General features: G+C 31.8%; 17 protein-coding genes. 10 read left to right on the top strand and 7 right to left on the bottom strand.

From position 1 onward, the window contains the following. Positions 1 to 45 precede the first annotated feature (45 nt). The 3 genes from grdC (at position 46) to GEMHA0001_RS03905 (ending at position 4,400) form a co-directional block, all read left to right on the top strand. A complete protein-coding gene (gene grdC / locus GEMHA0001_RS03915) occupies positions 46 to 1,569 on the top strand; it encodes a glycine/sarcosine/betaine reductase complex component C subunit beta (protein ID WP_003144631.1) in 1,524 nt (507 codons plus the stop codon). Between the two features lie 10 nt (positions 1,570 to 1,579). After that, on the top strand, positions 1,580 to 2,722 hold the full coding sequence (gene grdD, locus GEMHA0001_RS03910; protein WP_003144504.1) for a glycine/sarcosine/betaine reductase complex component C subunit alpha: 1,143 nt from the start codon (positions 1,580 to 1,582) through the stop codon (positions 2,720 to 2,722). A 307-nt stretch (positions 2,723 to 3,029) separates the two neighbouring features. Then, entirely contained in the window at positions 3,030 to 4,400 is a 1,371-nt protein-coding gene (locus GEMHA0001_RS03905) for an APC family permease (RefSeq protein ID WP_003144618.1), read from the top strand. A 56-nt stretch (positions 4,401 to 4,456) separates the two neighbouring features. Here GEMHA0001_RS03905 and GEMHA0001_RS03900 read toward each other — a convergent pair whose 3' ends face one another. Beyond that, positions 4,457 to 5,149 carry a GTP pyrophosphokinase gene (locus GEMHA0001_RS03900; RefSeq protein WP_081450718.1) on the bottom strand — a complete coding sequence of 231 codons (693 nt, stop codon included), beginning with the start codon at positions 5,147 to 5,149 and terminating at the stop codon, positions 4,457 to 4,459. Between the two features lie 405 nt (positions 5,150 to 5,554). Here GEMHA0001_RS03900 and nrdD point away from each other — a divergent pair, with 405 nt between their 5' ends. Together nrdD and GEMHA0001_RS03890 are read left to right on the top strand one after the other, a co-directional pair. Then, positions 5,555 to 7,738 carry an anaerobic ribonucleoside-triphosphate reductase gene (gene nrdD, locus GEMHA0001_RS03895; protein WP_003144610.1) on the top strand — a complete coding sequence of 728 codons (2,184 nt, stop codon included), beginning with the start codon at positions 5,555 to 5,557 and terminating at the stop codon, positions 7,736 to 7,738. A gap of 175 nt (positions 7,739 to 7,913) precedes the next feature. Beyond that, positions 7,914 to 8,618, top strand: a complete 705-nt coding sequence (locus tag GEMHA0001_RS03890; RefSeq protein ID WP_003144578.1) for a hypothetical protein — start codon at positions 7,914 to 7,916, stop codon at positions 8,616 to 8,618. Between the two features lie 168 nt (positions 8,619 to 8,786). Here GEMHA0001_RS03890 and GEMHA0001_RS03885 read toward each other — a convergent pair whose 3' ends face one another. Together GEMHA0001_RS03885 and GEMHA0001_RS03880 are read right to left on the bottom strand one after the other, a co-directional pair. After that, positions 8,787 to 9,212, bottom strand: a complete 426-nt coding sequence (locus GEMHA0001_RS03885) for an HIT family protein (protein ID WP_003144455.1) — start codon at positions 9,210 to 9,212, stop codon at positions 8,787 to 8,789. A 14-nt stretch (positions 9,213 to 9,226) separates the two neighbouring features. Further along, positions 9,227 to 10,051 carry a purine-nucleoside phosphorylase gene (locus tag GEMHA0001_RS03880; protein WP_003144591.1) on the bottom strand — a complete coding sequence of 275 codons (825 nt, stop codon included), beginning with the start codon at positions 10,049 to 10,051 and terminating at the stop codon, positions 9,227 to 9,229. Between the two features lie 302 nt (positions 10,052 to 10,353). On the opposite strand from GEMHA0001_RS03880, the gene GEMHA0001_RS03875 reads away from it, so the two are divergent. The 5 genes from GEMHA0001_RS03875 to GEMHA0001_RS03855 all read left to right on the top strand — a co-directional run bounded on the left by GEMHA0001_RS03875 (position 10,354) and on the right by GEMHA0001_RS03855 (position 16,834). Then, a complete protein-coding gene (locus GEMHA0001_RS03875; RefSeq protein WP_003144540.1) occupies positions 10,354 to 11,469 on the top strand; it encodes a BMP family lipoprotein in 1,116 nt (371 codons plus the stop codon). 450 nt (positions 11,470 to 11,919) lie between these two features. Beyond that, positions 11,920 to 13,026 carry a BMP family lipoprotein gene (locus GEMHA0001_RS03870; protein WP_003144490.1) on the top strand — a complete coding sequence of 369 codons (1,107 nt, stop codon included), beginning with the start codon at positions 11,920 to 11,922 and terminating at the stop codon, positions 13,024 to 13,026. A 298-nt stretch (positions 13,027 to 13,324) separates the two neighbouring features. Next, a complete protein-coding gene (locus tag GEMHA0001_RS03865; protein ID WP_003144613.1) occupies positions 13,325 to 14,836 on the top strand; it encodes an ABC transporter ATP-binding protein in 1,512 nt (503 codons plus the stop codon). Positions 14,837 to 14,848: 12 nt separating this feature from the next. After that, positions 14,849 to 15,913 carry an ABC transporter permease gene (locus tag GEMHA0001_RS03860; protein ID WP_003144520.1) on the top strand — a complete coding sequence of 355 codons (1,065 nt, stop codon included), beginning with the start codon at positions 14,849 to 14,851 and terminating at the stop codon, positions 15,911 to 15,913. Then, positions 15,914 to 16,834, top strand: coding sequence for an ABC transporter permease (locus GEMHA0001_RS03855; RefSeq protein WP_003144629.1), 921 nt, complete (start codon positions 15,914 to 15,916; stop codon positions 16,832 to 16,834). Between the two features lie 165 nt (positions 16,835 to 16,999). Here the strand turns inward: GEMHA0001_RS03855 and GEMHA0001_RS03850 are convergent, their stop codons facing one another. The 4 genes from GEMHA0001_RS03850 to GEMHA0001_RS03835 form a co-directional block, all read right to left on the bottom strand. Next, positions 17,000 to 17,257, bottom strand: a complete 258-nt coding sequence (locus tag GEMHA0001_RS03850; RefSeq protein ID WP_003144481.1) for a hypothetical protein — start codon at positions 17,255 to 17,257, stop codon at positions 17,000 to 17,002. A gap of 157 nt (positions 17,258 to 17,414) precedes the next feature. Beyond that, the gene (locus GEMHA0001_RS03845; RefSeq protein WP_003144516.1) at positions 17,415 to 17,924 is read right to left on the bottom strand and encodes a hypothetical protein; all 510 of its coding nucleotides are present in this window, start codon (positions 17,922 to 17,924) and stop codon (positions 17,415 to 17,417) included. 181 nt (positions 17,925 to 18,105) lie between these two features. After that, the gene (locus GEMHA0001_RS03840; protein WP_003144632.1) at positions 18,106 to 19,050 is read right to left on the bottom strand and encodes a hypothetical protein; all 945 of its coding nucleotides are present in this window, start codon (positions 19,048 to 19,050) and stop codon (positions 18,106 to 18,108) included. Positions 19,051 to 19,187: 137 nt separating this feature from the next. Next, complete coding sequence (locus GEMHA0001_RS03835) at positions 19,188 to 20,147, bottom strand: hypothetical protein (protein ID WP_003144640.1); 960 nt, start codon at positions 20,145 to 20,147, stop codon at positions 19,188 to 19,190. Positions 20,148 to 20,561 lie beyond the last annotated feature (414 nt).

Below are 20,561 nucleotides of genomic sequence, written 5' to 3'. Positions count from 1 at the left end.
AAAGGGGAGCTGAGGGTATGTTTATATCCTCAGCACAATATAGCTATGAATTATCCAGTATTTAAGGGAGCAGGATATATTCTTGTTCATACACCAGATATGATAGTAAGAAATGGATCGACTGCTTCTGTAGAGAGAGTAACGAATCCAGATTCAGAGTTTTTAAAAGAAGTAAATAACCATATTCGTACATATGAAGAAGTGGTTAACTATTTACCTAACCAAGTGTATATTGGTAATAAAACACCTGAACAATTAAATACATATCCAATGCCTTGGTATGATATTAAAGATGAAAAAGGTGAACGACACGGTAAATTTGGACAAATTGTCCCACAAGATGAGTTTCTAGCACTAATGAAACTTTGTGATGCTTTTGACTTAGTTAAACTATCAGAAGAGTTTGTAGCCGTTGTTCGTCCTAAAATAGAGGAAAACTTCAAAGAGCTAGCTCCTTTATTCGAAAAATTAGAAGGTGCAGACCTTAGTGATAATGAAGAAGGATTTGAAGACTTAGTTCACGAAGGTAAAGTTGTGGGTTATGTTAAAAAAGCTCACGATGTAGATGTGAACTTAAATGCTCACGTTATATTCGAAAATCTAGTAGTTAAAGCTTCTGGAGTTATTGCTGCATTAGAATTATTACGTAATTCTGGTGTAAACCCAGAGGATATTGACTATGTAGTGGAATGTTCAGAAGAAGCTTGTGGAGATATTAACCAACGTGGTGGTGGTAACTTTGCTAAAGCAATTGCAGAAGTTGTTGGTTTAGTTAATGCTACTGGATCTGACTTAAGAGGTTTCTGTGCTGCACCAACCCACGCATTAATTAGTGCTTCATCTTTAGTAAAAGCTGGAGTATACAAAAATGTATTAGTAGTTGCAGGTGGAGCAAGTGCTAAATTAGGTATGAATGGTAAAGACCACGTTAAAAAAGGTCTTCCAGTTCTAGAAGATGTTCTAGGTGGATTCGCTGTTCTTATTAGTGAAAATGATGGAGTAAATCCAATCATTAGAACTGATATGGTCGGAAAACACAATGTAGGAACAGGATCTTCACCACAAGCTGTAATGGGAGCTTTAGTAGCTAATCCATTAGAAAAAGCTAAATTGAAAATTACAGATGTTGATGTATTCTCTGTAGAGATGCAAAACCCAGATATCACAAAAGCTGCAGGAGCAGGTAACGTTCCAGAAGCTAACTACAAAATGATTGCAGCATTAGCAGCAATGCGTGGAGATATTGAGAAAAAAGAACTTAAATCATTTATTGAGGCTAAAGGTTTACCTGGTTGGGCTCCAACACAAGGACACATTCCTTCAGGAGTACCTTATGTAGGATTCTTAATTGATGACTTAACAAAAGGTGATAAAAACCGTGCTATGATCGTAGGTAAAGGTAGTCTATTCTTAGGAAGAATGACAAACTTATTTGATGGAGTATCTTTTGTAGTTGAAAGAAATAGCGGTGCTGTAGAAGGAGAATCTGCAGGAATTTCTAAAGATGAAATCAGAAAAATTATAGCAGAATCAATGAGAAAAATTTCCCAAGAAATGTTAGAAGAATAGGGGTGATACTATGAGTAAACAAGTTATATCAGAAGTATTGCTAGAAGTAGCTAATGCCATTGAAACAGGTAACTTTGGTAAAAAATTAAAAGTTGGTTTAACAACTTTAGGAAGTGAACATGGTTTCGAGAATTTACTACAAGGTGCAATATTAGCTAAAAATCCTGTATTCGACATAGTTTTAATAGGTAAGGGATATGAAGATTTCGAATCTTATGAAGCTAAAGATGAAGATGAAGCTCACAAAATTATGGAAGACCTATTAGATAAAGGGGAAATAGCTTCTTGTGTAACTATGCATTATAATTTTCCTATCGGTGTATCTACAGTAGGTAGAGTTATTACACCTGCTAGAGGTACTGAAATGCTTCTTGCAACAACAACAGGGACTTCATCTACTAACAGAGTTGAAGCAATGGTAAGAAATACACTTTACGGTATTGCAACTGCTAAATCACTTGGAAAAACTAATCCTACTGTTGGTATAGCGAATGTTGAAGGTGCTAGACAGGTTGAAAAAGTTTTATTAGATCTTAAAGAAAATGGTTATGAATTTGAATTTGCAACATCTCAAAGAGCAGATGGTGGTTCTGTAATGAGAGGTAATGATTTACTTATGGGAACACCTGACGTTATGGTTGTTGATTCATTAACAGGTAACTTATTCATGAAAGTATTCTCAGCATTTACTACTGGTGGAGATTATGAAGCTAGTGGATTTGGATATGGACCTGGTGTGGGAGAAGACTATGATAGAAGAATTTTAATTTTATCAAGAGCATCTGGTTCACCTGTTGTAGCTAATGCATTGAAATATGCTTATGAAGTGGCAAAAGGTAAAGTAAATGAAATAGCAAAACAAGAATTTGAAAAAGCTAATAAAGCTAAACTAGATGAATTTATTTCTAAATTGAAAGTTAAAAAAGAAGGCTCAGTTACAACTGAAGAAGTTAAAATGCCAGAAAAAGAAGTAGTTACTGCACAAATCTCTGGAATTGATATTCTAGACCTTGAAGATGCAACTAAGTTACTTTGGAAAAATGAAATATACGCTGAGAGTGGAATGGGATGTACTGGACCAATCGTTTTAGTAAATCCTGATAAGAAAGATTCAGCAGAAGAAATTCTTAAAAAAGAAGGGCTTATTTCATAATTTAAAACAGGAATAACGGTTTCTTAGAGAAGGAAAAGCAATATGGCTTAAATAATTAATAAAAATCCTTTTTATTGGATAAAGCTATTTCCAATAAAGAGGGTTTTTATGTAGTTAGCAATATAAGGTTATAAAATTTTGTGAATGAATTAAAGTGATATCGTTGTATTAATTATTTAAAAAATTAGGATGAAAGAAAATTTGATTAAATTAGATTCTCGCGCTATAATAGATTGTTGTTAGATTTAATAAGAGAAGGATTGTTAGAATGTATTAGTGATTCTAATGAAAGGAGAATTTTTTATTAATGCAAATATTTAGAAAAAAAACAATAGAAAAGGTGTTTGGTGAAAGTAGAAAAAAGACCTTGAGGCCAACTTTAAGAACTATTGACCTAATATTACTTGGTATAGGATCAGTTATTGGTTCGGGTATACTGGTATTAACAGGGGAAGCAGCATCTAAAGCTGGACCATCAGTAATATTCTCATTTTTAATTGCGGGCTTAGCTTGTGGACTTACGGCTTTATGTTATGCAGAGTTATCTTCTACTATACCATCAAGTGGAAGTGTTTATACGTATAGCTATATTACACTAGGAGAGATTGTAGCGCATTGTATGGGTTGGCTTTTAGCTGGAAGTTATATTATAGCAGGAGCTGCCATAGCTAATGGCTGGTCAAGTTATTTTAAATCTTTATTAGAAGGATTTGGAATAATACTACCAAAGAAATTTACAACCTTACCAAGTGAAGGAGGCTATGGTAATATTTTAGCGATTACTGTAGTTCTACTAATAATGATAGTATTATTTAAAGGAACAAATAGTAGTAAGTTTGTGAATAATTTAATGGTTGCTGTTAAGATTATTGTTATTTTACTATTCGTTCTTGTAGGTGTATTCTACATTACTCCCACGAATTGGACTGATAATTTCGCACCACAAGGAATGTCAGGGATAATGATAGGTGCTACAACAGTGTTTTTCGCATATTTAGGTTTTGATACTATTTCAACTTCAGCGGAAGAGACCATAAATCCACAAAAAGCATTGCCTAGAGCTATTATTATTACACTATTAATTTGTACGGTATTTTATATAATGGTTTGTTTAGTGATAACGGGTATGGTACCATTTAGTCAATTAGGAAAAGGTGATGCATTAGCGTATGTTCTTGGAGTAGTTGGACAAGATAAGGTAGCTGGAATAGTTTCCTTAGGAGCGGTAATTGGCCTTTTATCTGGGCCATTAGGAACGATGTTCGCTGCTGTAAGAATATTATTTACGATGAGTAGAGATGGTCTATTACCGAAGAAATTATCGTCATTAAATAAAAGTGGTGTTCCAGGTTCAACAACAATTGGAGTTGGTTTATTAATGGCAATCTTAACTGGTTTCTTACCCTTAGGCCAATTAGCTGATTTAGCTAATGTCTCTTACATAATAGCGTTTATGTTGGTAAGTTATTCAATGTTTGTTATTAGAAGAGAGTATCCAGATGTGAAACGTGGATTTATTATGCCGGGGATGCCTTATTTACCAATAATATCAATATTATTATTTATCGTATTATTATATGGTATTCAATTTTTAACATGGATAATTTTTGGATGTTGGATTTTAGTAGGTTTAGCAATTTATTTTGCTTATTCTGTAAATCATAGCAAAGAAAGATAAGTTGATAGTAAAATTAAAAAGCTTGGATATTAGTTATGCCTAATATCCAAGTTTTTTTATAAGTATTCTGAATCGTCTTCTATTATTTCTTTAACCTTTTGCATTTGGTTGTCTAGTTTAGAACTTATATCCGCACAGAGTTGAAGACGACGCTCTATTTCTTTTTCTTTCTCTTCACTTAAATTTTTCTTATATCTAAGCTTATGTTCTAAGCTTGCCCAGAAGTCCATGGCTATTGTTCTAAATTGAACCTCAACAGCCACGTGTTCTACTTTATCTGATAAGAAGATTGGTACTTTAACGATAAGGTGATAACTTCTATAACCGTTTTCTTTGTGATTTTTAATATAGTCTTTTTCAGCTATAACTGTAAGATCATCTTGTTGTTTTAGCGCATCGACAAGTTTATAAACATCGTTTTTAAATGAACATATAACTCGAACCCCTGCAACATCATAGATATTTTCTTTTATTGTATTTATGTCAAAAGGTAAGTCTAAACGTTTAAGTTTGTTCATTAAACTCATTGGTGTCTTCAGTCTAGTATTTACAGATTCGATGGGGTTGCTCTCACCATGAAGAGAAAATTCCTTATCGAATACATTTAGTTTTGTTTCAATTTCAAGCATAGCACATTCATAGTGCATAAATAATTCTACATAAGGTTCTAATTCATTTATTAATAGTGAACTATCATTTTCCATAGAAAATAATTGATCTGTTAGTTTTTCAATTTGTGTTTTTTTCATATACATTTCTCACTTTATTATTTACTATAATTTTATCATAAATTGCTGTATTAAAATATAGTTTAAGTGATGAAAAAATAAATTTTTTAGGTATTAGTGAACTTTTTGAATGTCATTTTTAATTACCGTTGAATTAGGAAAAGTCGAACTGTATTATAATTTTCATTGTTTATAAATTGCTACAGAAGTATATGTTAACCTCTATCAACCTTGATATAATAATGTTTTTAAATTTTATTTCGAAAAACAGAAGAGCTAAAAAAATTCACAATTAGAGTAAAAGGCAAGCTAACAAGCTTTTCTGATTTCCCGGAAATAAATGTTGTAGACAGGAAGAAATTTTTGAGATAAGATAGTATTATAATATTTTTATGAATCTAAAATTATATCGAAATGAGGGATAACATGCAAAATAATAATTTATATTCATATACAAAGGCGAAAGTGGATAGTTTAACTAAAAATTTACTAGTTATAAAAAGGGATGGACGTATAGTTAGGTTTGACACTGAAAAAATCTATAAGGCGATAGAAAAAGCTGTACATTCAGTATTTGGTAAAAACCATAGTGTTAATATTAATGGTATTGTGGATAATGTTATTTTAGAGATTGCTAATAGATTTAAAGGTAATATTAAAATTTATGAGCTTCAAAATATTGTTGAGCACACACTACTTACTTTAGGTGAAGAAGCAATATATGAAGAGTATGTTGGCTATAGAAGTATGCGTGATATTGAACGTGAGCGCAGCCTAGATATAAATGTGGCGATTGAAAAATTAGTTAATCGTGAAGAGAATGTAGTGAATGAGAATGCTAATAAAGACAGCTTAGTGTTTAATACACATCGTGACCTAACCAGTGGTATTGTTGCTAAAGCAATAGGGCTTAAAATGTTGCCGAAACATGTTTCTAATGCTCATCAAAAAGGAGAAATTCACTATCATGACTTAGATTATTCTCCTTATCAACCTTTAACAAACTGTTGTTTAATTGACTTTAAAGAGATGCTAACAAAAGGTTTTAAAATTGGAAATGCAGATGTAGATAGTCCGAAGAGTATTCAAACAGCAACAGCTCAAATGGCTCAGATTATTGCTAATGTTGCATCAAGCCAGTACGGTGGATGCAGTGCTGATAGAATTGACGAAGTTCTTGCCCCGTTTGCACAATTGAACTATGAAAAGAACTTAAAAATGGCTCAAGAGTGGATTGATGATGAGGAAAAACAAAAAGCGTTTGCTGATAAGAAAACTAAAAAAGATATTTTTGATGCAATGCAATCTCTAGAGTATGAAATTAATACTTTGTATTCGTCTCAAGGACAAACACCATTTACATCTTTAGGGTTCGGTTTAGGTGAAGGATACTTTGAAAAAGAAATTCAAAAAGCTATTCTTAAGGTGAGAATTGAAGGATTAGGAAAAGAGAAAAGAACTGCTATTTTTCCTAAATTAATTTTTGTTATTAAAGATGGTCTGAATTTAAAATCAATAGATCCTAACTATGATGTTAAACAACTTGCATTATCATGTGCGACTCAAAGAATGTACCCAGATGTACTTATGTATGACACGATTACGAAAATTACTGGTAGTTGTAAGACTCCGATGGGATGTAGATCATTTTTACCTGCATGGAGAAATGAACAAGGGGAACTTGTCGAAAGTGGTCGTATGAATTTAGGCGTGGTAACATTAAATCTTCCTAGAGTGGCTCTAGAATCAAAAGGAGATAAAGAAGAGTTTTGGAATATCTTTAAAGAAAGATTAGAAATTTGTAAAGATGCGTTAGATTACAGAGCAAAACGTTGTGGAGAGGCTAAGCCTCAAAATGCACCTATTCTTTATATGCATGGAGCTTTCGGTAAACGACTTAAACCTGAAGATAGGGTAAAACAATTATTTGATAATAAACGTGCTACATTATCATTAGGATATATAGGCTTATATGAAGTAGCAAGTGTCTTTTATGGAGGAGAATGGGAGAAAAATCCTGAGGCGAAAGAATTCACTTTAGATATTATGCGTTATATGAAGGAATGCGTGGATAAATGGACTGCTGAAGGGGATTACTGGTATAGTATTTACTCAACGCCTAGTGAATCGCTGACTGATAGGTTCTGCCGTATGGATACTGAGAAGTTTGGTATTGTAGAAAATATAACGGATAAAGAATACTACACGAACTCATATCACTATGATGTAAGAAAAAATCCAACGCCTTTTGAGAAGTTAGAGTTTGAGAAGGATTATCCATATTATGCAAGCGGCGGATTCATTCATTATTGTGAATATCCAGTATTAAAACAAAATCCAAAAGCATTAGAAGCGGTATGGGACTTTGCTTATGACAAGGTAGGATATTTAGGAACAAATACACCGATAGACCGTTGTTATAAATGCGGATATGAGGGTGAATTTGAACCTACTAAAAAAGGATTCAAATGCCCAGAATGTGGTAATAGAGATCCAAAGAGCTGTGATGTTGTGAAGCGAACATGTGGTTATTTAGGTAATCCTCAAGCTCGTCCGATGATTAAAGGACGACACAAAGAAATAGTAGCGAGGGTTAAACATTTAAAATAAAAAATAAATTTTAATAGAAGTGGTATTCAATAATGTTTTTGACTACTGCTTCTATATTTTTTAATATGAATAACTTAAAAACTTAATCTATAAAAATAAAATCCTTTAAATCCTTTACATTGTCTGATTTTTTTGATAAAATCAATACTGATAAGAATTTAGGAGGAATTTAAACATGGGTAAAATTTTTAAAGGTGCTTTATTAGGAGCAGTAAGTGCATTAGGAGCTTATTATTATAAAAATCCTAAGGAGTTAGAGAAACATAAAGAATTACTGAAAGAAAATACTAAAACTGGTATTGAAAAATTAACAGCAATTATTAATGAAAAAACTCAAGAATTAGAAGCGAGAACACAAGAAGAACAAGATCTTGCTAAAGAAAAACTAGAAGAATTAACTGCAACTGCAGAATTTGAAAAAGTAGAAGAAAACTTCGTAGAATTAGGAGCAAAAGCTGAAGATGTTAAGGAAGAGGCTGTTGCTGAAGTAACTGAAAAAGTAGAAGATGTGAAAGAAGTTGCAGAACCTGTAGTAGAAAAAGCACAAGAGGTAGCGGCTCCAGTTGTAGAAGAAGTAGCAACACCAGCTGTAGAGAAAGCAGAAGAAGTAGTTGAAGAAGTAAAAGAAACAGTTACGCCAGCAGCAGAACCTACTTTCGAAAAAGTGGAAGAAGTTGTAGAGGGTGCAAAAGAAACAGTGTTAGATCACTATGAAGAAAAAGTAGAACCTACATTTGAAGAAATTCATGAAGCGGTAGCTCCAGTAATCGAAAAAGCAGAAGAAGTTAAAGAAGAAGTAGAGGAAGTTGTAGAAGAAAAACCAAAAACAACTCTAGATTCTATCGTATCTTTATTCGCTTCAAAAGAAGGAAAAAAATAATATTGTAAATATTGAAATCGAGGTATGAGAGAGAGCTCTCATCCTCGTTTTTTTTAATAGAAATTTGAATCAAAATTAGAAGTTTGAGATAGCATTTTTTGTTTAGTCTGAATTTGCTGAATAATAAAAAACTAGGTAACTATTTGTAGCTTACCTAGTTTCTCGTTTTTATAGTCTATCAGCGATTGCTTTTCTAATTTCTTCGAATTCAGAAGGCTCAACTTTTTGAGGTGGCCATTTAACTTCTAAATTGTCGAAGTTTATATCTTTATCTTTATATCTTGGTACGATGTGGAAGTGAAGGTGGAAGACACTTTGTCCAGCATATTCTTCGTTATTTTGGAAGATATTTACTCCGTCACAACCATATGCTTCTTTAACAGCATTAGCAATTTTCGGAAGAACACGTCCAATGTTAGCAGCTGTTTCAGGATCACAGTCAAAAATATTTCTGCTGTGTTTTTTCGGAATTACTAAAGTGTGTCCTTTTGTAATAGGGAACACATCTAGAAAGCTGTATACATGCTCATCTTCATATACTTTATAACTTGGGATTTCTCCATCAATAATTTTTTCGAAAATAGTTTTTTCCATAATTTGACTCCTTATTATTTTAAATTTTGTAGTGTTTCGATTAAAAGTTTTTTCAGGTTTTCGCTAATTTTTTGTGCAGTTTGTAGTACGTGCTCGTGATCGTGTTTTTTCTCTTGAATACCTGTTGCCATATTAGTAGCGCATGCTAATACTGCAACTGGAAGTGATGCGTGGTTTGCAGCGATTACTTCTGGTACTGTAGACATACCTACAAGGTCACATCCCATAGTTTTGAATGCACGAATCTCTGCGCGTGTTTCAAAGTAAGGTCCTTGGAAGAATCCATAAACACCAGTGTGTAATGTAATATCTAACTTCTTAGCTGATTTATGTAAGTTTTCTACTAAGTATGAATCGAATGGAGTAGTCATATCAACAAATCTTTCTCCAAGACGTGGTTCATTTTCTCCCATTAATGGATTATTGCTTACAAGAGAGATGAAGTCGTCAAGACAAACGATATCTCCTTCCCTAAAGTTAGTATTGATAGCACCACAAGCATTTGTGATAAATAATCCTTTTACTCCAAGATGTTTAACAACGTATGTCATGAATGCAACATCTTTCATGCTGTATCCTTCGTAATAGTGAAGGCGTCCATTTAATACTAATACATTTTTTCCAGAAATTTTTCCGAAAGTTAGTTTATTTGCATGTCCTTTAACACGGTTAGCGTGCTTATTTCCTGGGAATAGAGGGATAGCCTCGTAGCCAAGTTCTTGTTGATCTTCCAATTCTAAAGTAATTCCACTTCCTAATACTACTGCGTAATCAATTGGTTCGCCAAAATATTTTATTATGTAGTTTGCCGTTTCAATAATATTTTGATAATATGTCATAATATAAATTCCTCCTGAAAATGCTTTATCAAAGTTATTATAGCATAAAATATTCAGGAAATATATAATTTTATATTAATTATTATCAACGTTTGTATTATTAATATAAATGTCTTTATGTATTTTTTAATGATGCTATTAAAACAGAAAAATAAGTATTAATAAGTGCTATAATATTATGATACATTTGGTCTAATTATTGGTGGTGTTAAAAAAAATTTAAAAAAGTTCAGAAAATATTTGCAAACGCTTTAAAAATATTGTATTATGTACTTAGTACATAAATTTTTAAGGAGGGTATTATGAAAAAATTACGTACTATTTTTGCAATTTTAGTTGCATTATCATTAATTGTTGTTGGTTGTTCTTCAAAGAATGCTAAGAACGACACTAAATCTGACGGAAAGAGCGGATATAAAATTGGTGTCGTAACTGGTGAAGGTGGAGCAAAAGATAAGAGTTTTAACCAAGCTAACGTAGAGGCAATTCAAGCATGGACGAAAGCTAATGGTGCAAAAGAGCCAGTTGTTTTAGAAACGAAAACTCAATCTGATTTAACTTCTAATTTACAAAATGCAGCAAAGGTATCTGATATTATTTCTTTAGCTGGTTATGAATTTGAAAAAGAAATTCCAAAAGTAGCGGAACAATATAAAGATAAAAAATTCATGTATGTTGATACTTTTGTTGATGCGCCTAATATTGCTTCATTAATCTTTAAGGAACAAGAAGCTGGTTATTTAGCCGGATATATTGCAGCTTTACAATCTAAAACAGGAAAAGTTGGATATATTGGAGGAACTAAAATTCCACCAGTAGAGCGATTTGGTATTGGTTTTGTACAAGGTGCTAAAGCGGCTAAAAGTGATATTAAAGTAATGTATAATTATAGCGGAACTTTTTCAGATACAAACAAAGGTAAAACATTAGCAGCTACTATGTATGACTCAGGTGCGGATGTAATTTTCGTTGCTGCAGGTAATACTGGTAATGGTGTAATCTCAGAAGCTAAAGAACGCGGCATTATTGATATGTCTAAGAGTGGAGAGATTAAACACTGGGTTGTAGGAGTAGATAAAGATCAATACGAAGAAGGTATTTTTAAAGGGAAAGATAAAGACGGAAAAGAATATCAAAAATCTGCTATCTTAACTTCTGCTGTTAAAAATATTGAAGTAGCAGTTACTAAAATATTAAATGAAATCAAAGAAGGTAAGTTTACAAAAGGTGAACATGTCTTTGGTATTAAAGAAAATGGTGTAGGAATTCCAAAAGAAAATCCTAACTTAAGTGATGAAGTTAAAACAAAAGTTGCTAGTGCTATCGAAGAACTAAAATCAGGTAAAGTTGAAGTAGTAGCTACTGGAGATGAACTTAAAGCTAAAGGGGCAGCTACAAATATTGAAGGGGAATTATAAAAAAATTTAATGTTGGAATCTCTATAGAACTTTTAGTTCTATAGAGATTTTTTTATTTATCTACAGCAATTAGTATGTGTTAATTACTTATAATAAGAGTACTATATTTTAATGTTCGTAAACTTTCAACTCTTTGATAAATCCTTTTTTATAGTGTTATTTTAATTTATTTAATTAATGTGTAATAATAAATAATATGCAAAAATTCGTGTTAAATTGTAAACGTTATTAATGTTTTGGAAATGCTTTATAATTCTAAAATAATTCTATGAAAATGAAGAAGAATAGATATGATATAAGCTGTGGAAGTTGTTTTTATAGCTTTTTATAATTATAAAACGAACATTATAAAAAAATGTTAACATTTCAAAAATAAATCATTGAAGTTTCAAAGATAATGTGGTATTATTTAGATATAAACAATATACAAATAAAGGAGACTTTTTATTTATGAAAAAGGTATTTTCATTAATAGCAGTTGTTTTATCAGCAGCATTAATTATTGTTGGATGTTCTTCTAAATCATCTAACGGAAATTCATCTTCTAACAACTCTGGATTAAAAATCGGTGTTGTAACTGACGAAGGTGGAGCAAAAGATAAAAGTTTTAACCAAAGTAACGTTGAAACTGTAAAAGCTTGGGCAGAGAAAAATGGTGGAAAAGCACTTAACCCAATCGAAACTAAAAACCAAAGTGACATTGCAGCTAACTTACAAAACGCAGCAAAAGCTTCTGACGTAATTTCATTAGCTGGTTTCTACTTTGAAAAAGAATTACCAAAAGTTGCAGATTCATTTGCAGATAAAAAATTCATTTTCATCGATGGTGTAGTTCAAAACAAAAACGTTGCTTCTGTAACATTCTCAGAACACGAAGCTGGATACTTAGCTGGATATGCAGCAGCTTTACAATCAAAAACTGGTAAAGTTGGATACATTGGTGGAGCTAAAATTCCTGCAGTAGTTAAATTTGGTGTTGGATTCGTTCAAGGTGCTAAAGCAGCTAAAAAAGACATCAAAGTTGTTTACAACTACAGTGGTTCATTCAATGACACTAACAAAGGTAAAACTTTAGCAGCAACTATGTTTGATGCAGGTGCTGACGTAATCTTTGTAGCAGCTGGTGGAACTGGTAGTGGATCTATTAAAGAAGCTCAAGAAAGAGCTGCTAAAGATCTTAAAGAAAGCGGAGAAGTTAAACACTGGATCGTTGGTGTAGATAAAGACCAATATTCTGAAGGTGTATTCAAAGCTAAAGATAAAGATGGAAAAGATGTTGAAAAATCAGTTATCTTAACTTCAGCTGTTAAACGTATCGACGTAGCAGTTGCTAACATCTTAGATGCTATCAAAGCTAACAAATTTGAAGGTGGAACAGCTAAAGTCTTCACTATTAAAGAAGATGGTGTTGGACTTCCAGCAGAAAACCCTAACTTAAGCGATGATATCAAAGCTAAAGTTAAAACAGTTGTTGAAGATCTTAAGTCTGGAAAAGCAACAGTTGCAGCAGACGCAGCTGGTGTAGCTGATAAAGCTAATATCGACGGAGAACTTTAATTTTAAAAAGTTTATAGTAAAAAGGCCTAGTAAATGCTAGGTCTTTTTTTGTCGAAATTATTATTATATTTCTTAAATAGTATTAAAAAATTTATATTGTATTGATGATTATTTAAGTTAGAAAAACCGTATTATATTATAAAATATTAAAACGAATACAGTATGGATTTTAATTAATTTACTATGAGGTAAATTAATATTAAATATAAATAAAAAAATACCTTAAAAAGCTATACTACTTTGTCAAAATATATTATAATATATATTATGTAAGAATATATAAAAGAGAGGTAAAGATATGTACGCTATAGAAATGCTAAACATAACTAAAAAGTTTGGCGACTTCTACGCAAATAAAGATATCACTATTCAAGTAAAGAACAATGAAATTCATGCCTTACTTGGTGAAAATGGTGCTGGAAAATCTACGTTGATGTCGGTTCTTTTTGGTATGTACCATCAAGAAGCCGGTGTTATCAAATTAGATGGTAAGGAAGTTGATATTAAAGATCCTAAGCATGCTAATAAGTTAGGGATAGGTATGGTGCATCAGCACTTTAAACTTATTAAGAATTTTACTGTTGCAGAAAATATCATTCTTGGAATGGAAGAAGTAAAAGGTGGAAAAATTGATTTAGATAGCGCTGCTGAAAAGATCAGTGATTTATCTAAAAAATATGGTTTAGAAGTAGATCCAAGAGCATTAGTTGGAGATATCAGTGTAGGTATGCAACAAAGGGTTGAGATTTTGAAAATGTTATATAGAGATGCTAACATTTTAATTTTTGATGAACCTACTGCAGTTTTAACTCCTGCTGAAATTAAAGAATTCTTAGCTATTCTTAAAAATCTTCAAGCAGAAGGAAAAACTATTTTATTAATTACTCACAAACTTAACGAAATTATGGCTGTTGCGAATCGTTGTAGTATTATTCGTCGTGGAGAGTACTTTGGAACTGTTGAAATAGCAGAAACTACAAAAGAACAATTAGCAAGTCTAATGATTGGTAAAGACTTAGAAATTATTAAATATGAGCGTTCAAGAGAAGGTAAGAAAAATATTCTTGAAGTTTCAGGGGTATATGCAGATACTGCCGAGAAAAAAGATATTCTTCACGATTTTAACTTAAATGTCCGTGAACGTGAAATTCTAGGTATCGCGGGGGTTGACGGAAATGGTCAACAACAATTTGTAGAAGTACTAAATGCTTTACTTAAAGAAACAAAAGGGAAAATTATTTTCGACGGAAAAGAAATCAATTCATTATCTACTGCAAAACGTAAAGAGCTTGGACTTGAGATTATTGCAGAAGATAGACACAAAGATGGTCTTGTACTAGACTTCAGTGTTGAAGAAAACTCAGTTTTAGAAAACTATTACACAGAAAAATTCTCTAACCGTGGATTCTTGAAGAAAAATATTATCTCAAAATTTGCGAAAGAAATATGTGAAAAATATGATGTTCGTAAAGCTGGAGATGAGAAAATTTCTGCACGTAGTATGAGTGGTGGTAATCAACAAAAACTTATTATCGGGCGTGCTTTAGAATTACATCCGAAATTATTAGTAACAACACAACCTACTCGTGGACTTGATGTTGGGGCTATTAATGGTATTCACAAAATGTTAATCGATTACCGTGATAAAGGTAATGGTGTCCTGTTAATTTCATTTGACTTAGATGAAATATTAACATTGTCTGATAGAATTGCAGTTATTCACAATGGTAACATTATTGATATTGTGGATAATGATGAAAATGTAACAAAAGAACAACTTGGTCTGCTTATGGCAGGGGTTAAGAAGTAGAGAGGAGAACGTATGTTAAAAAAAGTTTTAACTAATGCGGTGCTACCGATATTAGCTTCATTTATTATTGGGGCGATTCTTATTTCAGCAATAGGGGCAGCACCAGGAGATGTGTTTGGAGTAATCGGAGATATTTTCTCAGACTCAAACAGTATAGCTGAAATTTTTGTATCAACAATTCCATTAATTTGTACTGGATTATCTGTTGCATTTGCATTTAGAACAGGTTTATTCAACATCGGTGCAGAAGGTCAATTCATTATGGGAGGACTTTTCGCTGGACTTGTTGCGATTAAAATGGAAGGTATGAACTTCTATTTAGTATTAATTACTAGTATTTTAGTTGGGGTTGTAGTAGGTGGTCTTTGGGCAGCTATTGCAGGTTACTTAAAAGCTAGATTCAATATCAGTGAAGTAGTTGTAACAATCATGTTAAATTACACAGCTTTATATTTCGTACAATTTGCTGTACCTAAATATATTAAAGGAACTAATGATATTATTTCTAAACCAATCGTTTCAGCTGATGGAACTGGGTATTTACAAAATAGTTTAGTTGAAGGTATTTTCAATAACTATCGTTTAGGAACAGATTTATTCTTAGCTATCTTTAGTGTTATTATTTTCTATATTGTTATGGAAAAAACAGTATTCGGATATGAGTTACGTTCTGTAGGTTTTAACCCGAATGCATCAAAATTCGTAGGTATGAAAGTTAACAGAAACACAATATTATCAATGGCTATTTCAGGAGCTTTTGCTGGTCTAGGTGGTGCTCTTTACAACATGGGACCTGTAGGACAAGTAGTTGCAGGTTCAACATTCCAAGGATTTGGATATATGGGAATCGCGGTTGCTTTAATCGGTGCTAATACTGCTTTAGGATCATTATTAGGAGCATTATTATTCGGATTCCTAGGAGTATTAACTCCACAATTATCATTCATCGGTATTCCAAAAGATATCGCGAATATTTTAATTGGATTAATCGTATTATTCGTTGCAGCTAAAGCTATCTTTGATAACAAGTTGCTTGATAAATTATTTAGTAGTAAGAAACAGAAAGGAGACAAATAGATGGATACAGTATTATCACTATTAGACTCAATGTTACAATATACTGCACCTATTCTTATAGCTGCCATCGGTGGTTTCTATTCGGAAAAAAGTGGGGTTGTTAACATTGCCCTTGACGGTTTCGTAATCTTTGGATCATTCATTGCATCACTATTAGCATTATCAGTGTTCGATGGATCTCCAACATTATTCCAGTTAGTAATTTGTTTAGTTGTTGCTACACTTGCTGGTGGTTTAATGTCGTTAATCCACGCATATATCAGTATTAACTTAAAAGCTGACCAGGTTATCTCAGGTACGGCGATAAACTTAATTACACCAGCTATAGCGTTATTCTTAGTTAACCACTTTAATGGTACATATGAATTATTATTAGCAAGTGGTTTCCCAAGATATACAGTATTTGGTAAATTTACTATTTATCCAACAGTATTTATAGCTGTAATCTTAGTAATTGTAACATATTATGTAATTTACAAACGTCCATTCGGATTACGTTTGCGTTCTGTAGGGGAAAACCCACAAGCCAGTGATTCACTTGGATTAAATGTATTTAAATATCGTTATATTGGGGTATTTATTTCAGGATGTTTAGCAGGATTAGCAGGAGCTATCATTGCAACTACATTCTCTCAAGGATTCAACGCAGCAATCACAGTATACGGATTCGGATACTTAGCATTAGCAGCATTAATCTTCGGTAAATATAACCCAATTACAATTACATTAGCTTCGTTATTCTTCGGAGGAACTAAAGTATTTGCTGAGAAAGTTTCTATCTTAGCACCAGACCTACCAATCCCGGTATCATTCTGGAATATGTTCCCATTCGTAGCTACAATAATTGCACTTATCGTATTTTCTAAGAAAACTTCTACTCCAGAAGCACTTGGTATTCCATACGATAAAGGTTTAAGATAATAAATATAGTAGTCTTTGAAATCTATAAGTTTCAAGGACTACTTTTTTATCACTAAAATATGGTATAGTACAGGTGGACACAATAAGTCTAAATACTATGTTGCTGATGTTCAAACTGTATAGAAATAAACACCTCAATCCAAATTTGATTGAGGTGTTTTTGTATTATTTGACTTTAATAGTTGCTCTATCAGGCTTGTCATCCGTTGAGAAGAAACCAGATGCAGCTCCAGGTCCTAGGTAGACTTTAGAGTTTAGTTCTTTTAATATTGGTGATGAATTAGCCTTATTAGGCACTCCATCAGGGAAAACGTAGATTGCTTGAGCACCACCAAATGGAACGTTACCTTCAGGGTCATGTTTAAATGAATAAATTATGGCAGGTTGAGATGGCGTTCCTAAATTGCTAGAATCAACATCCATAGATAACGACCATATTTTATCCCATTTTGTGGTACGTCTACACTAAAGTATTCATTTTCATAGTGTGTTGTATTTGTTTTTCCTGATTTTTCTTCACTATTTTTTGATGAATTTTCTTTTTTTACTTTATTATCATTTGATTTGGCTTTTAATTCACCTATAGTTCTTCGTATTTTTTTACGAGCTTCTCTATTTCAGTTTGTTTGTTTTGTGCTTGTTGCTCTGTTTCAAAAGTATAATCTTTTTCTTTATCTATAGTTTTAGTTAATTCATCTAATTTTGTTTTGTTATCTGTAATTACTTTTTCATCGGATACGGTATTGATTTCCGATAAGGTGTTTGTTTTTAGAGTGTTATCATAATCATTTTGGAAGTAAGTGCGCATTGTAGTTATGCTGTTTTTATACTCCTCTTGAACTTTTGAATCTTTATAGGAACTAAGATTGTATTTTGATTGTTCATCAAGAGTGTCTTTTAATAAGTTTAGTCGTTCATTTCTATCATTTCTGTTATTGAATTTTTTTATAACTTCATGTATAGCAGTTAATTTTTCAGCTGAAACAACTTCTTCTTGTTTCTTTTGATAAAAATTATAACCGAAGAAACAAATAACTATGGCAATGGTTAACAAAACAATTGATACTATAGTTTTTTTATTTCTGTTCATAAAAATCTCCTTTTATTCTACTTCATAAATAATTATAGAATAATAGCAAGGCTACGTCAATAATAGGAGGAGAGTAAGGTTAATTTAGAAATATATACTATTTCAAGATTAATAATAATTGATAATAAGATAAATATATTAAATAACACCTCAATCTCCGATTTGATTGAGGTGTTTTGTCTTATTTAGCACGTATTTTAGCCATTTCGTCCTTATAGTATGTTTCATTTTTTTCGTTAAAGAAACCGCTACTAGCGCCAACCCCTACATAGATATTAGAACCAAATTTTGTCCATTCTTTAACTGAGTTTGCCTTGCTTGGTAATCCATTAGGATAAACATGTACGGTTTGTCCACCGCCACCAAACATAGGATTATCCCCAGAACGACTAAATGCATATATTATAGCTGGTTGAGAAGGTGTTCCAAGATCTTTTGTATCTATAGTTTTACTAATAGACCATTTTCCAGACCATTTTGCGGGAACATCAACGATAAAGTACTCATTTTCATAGTGAGTAGAAGTCATAGTGACCGGCTTTTCTCCTATATCATCTGATGTGCTTTTTCTTTTTTCTTCTATTTTTATCTCTTTCTCTTTTTTGCCCAATTCAGTTATACGTTCTTCATATTTTTTTATAAGTTTTTCCACTTCTGATTGCTTTTCTTGAGCTTGTTGTTCAGTCTCAAATGTAACATCTTTTTCTTTTTCTATAACTTTTGCCAAATCATCTAATTTTGCTTTCTTATCAGAAAATTTGCTTTTATCTGAAGTGTTATTAAGGTCGGAGATGTTGTTTTCTTTTATAGTATTGTCGTAGTCTTTATGGAAATAATCTCTCATGGTATTTATACTATTTTTAAATTCATCTTTAACCTTTGAATCTTTATAAGAATCTAGATTGTATTTTGATTGCTCATCAAGAGTATCTTTTAGTAGGTTGAATTTATTATTTCTGTCATTTTCATCATTAAATTGTTTTGTTAGTTCATGCAGTAATGTTAATTTTTCTGCTGAAATAACTTCTGCTTGTTTCTTTTGGTAAAGATTATATCCGAAAAAACAAATAACAAGGACAACGATTATCGAAACAATTGATATTATAGTTTTGTTATTTTTATTCATAAAATTCTCCTTTTATTATCTTACATAAACAATTATAGAATAATAGTATGATTACGTCAATGAGAGATAGGATAATAGTTTGACTTAGAAAGTAAAAACTTCTCAATATCATGTTTGATAATTGAGAAGTTTTCGTATTAAAATTCTACATGTAGGTTAGTTGTAGCGTTAACTAGTCGAACTAAATGAGGATTTTCATAAATAACAGCTAATCGATTTTTAGTAAGTCCCTCAACATAGTACTTTCCATCAGTATCCTTGACAAAGCTTGCTTCTGGATGTTCTCTCTTAATGGCAGAAACCCATTGAGAATAATAAGTTTCTAGAGGATCTCCGCTAGTAGATACAGTGTTTTGAGCTGAGTGTTTTTGATTATATCTAGCAATTGCATCTCTTATTTGTTCATTCGAGAAGTTGGCTACTGGACCACCTAGCTCTTCAGAAAGAAGTTTACCTATTACAGTTTCTGCACCTCCATTATTATATACACCACGTTTTAATTCACCATATGTAATTGGAGCTTGTTGTAATCCGACTCTAGGTATATTTTCATTATCAGAAATTGATGAGCTAGGGTTAGAATTGTTATTTTCAGATTTAGTTTCGTTCTTTCCTTCGCTTAGTTTTGCTTTTAAAGAACTATGTTTGAATTTATACTTATCAAGTATTGAATTGAAGTCATCCGATTTAGCATCTTTGATTTCTTTTTGAGCTTTTTCGTAGTTCGTAATATCTTCTTTTAACCATTCAATTGCTTTATCGAAAGAATTATCTGTAGTAAGGGAATCTACTTTATCTAGAGATTTCTTAGCAGCATCTACATCCTTATTATCTAGACTTTCATCAGTATTTTTTAATTCTTTAGCGATTTTAATTTCAGTTTTAATGTTTTTGAACGCTTCTTGACCTTTCTCATTGTCAAGAGTTTCTAATCCAGCAAGCCCTCCTTTAAAATCATGACTATCATTTATTAGAGCTAAGTATTTAGTATGTTCTTCTTTTATAGAATTATTAGAACCAAAGAAGTAATAAATCCCGCTAGCAAGTACTATAAGGGCGATAAGACTAGATATTATAGCGATAAGTTTTTTGTACATATAAATTGTGTCTCCTTTTTAGATTTATTGTTATAAGTAACTAGGAAATCAAAGTAATTTAGTGATACTCCATTTAATTATATGCCTTAGAAATTTCTTTGTAAATACTTTTTATAAAAGATAGTGATTATTTTTATCATGATAATAACTATAAAATTAACCCCACCAAAAATTATTGGTGGGGTTTTTGGAGACACTTTGGAGACAATCCAAAGTATTTTAACTTATTTTTAATCTATATAATATTTCTTAAAGTCAGTTATAGCAAGATCTCTTGATTTTTAAAAGCTATTTCCATTCAATAGGGGAAGAATCTATCCTGAGTTGTTGATATCATAGGAAGTATCGACTTTATTTTTTATATTGGCAGGGGAAATGGTAGGGTATAAAAAGTATAATTATTTAGCAAAAATT

It is taken from the genome of Gemella haemolysans ATCC 10379, from assembly GCF_000173915.1.
Lineage (GTDB): Bacteria > Bacillota > Bacilli > Staphylococcales > Gemellaceae > Gemella > Gemella haemolysans.
Note: the sequence above shows the minus strand (reverse complement) of the source record. Positions and strands in the feature narration are given on the sequence as shown.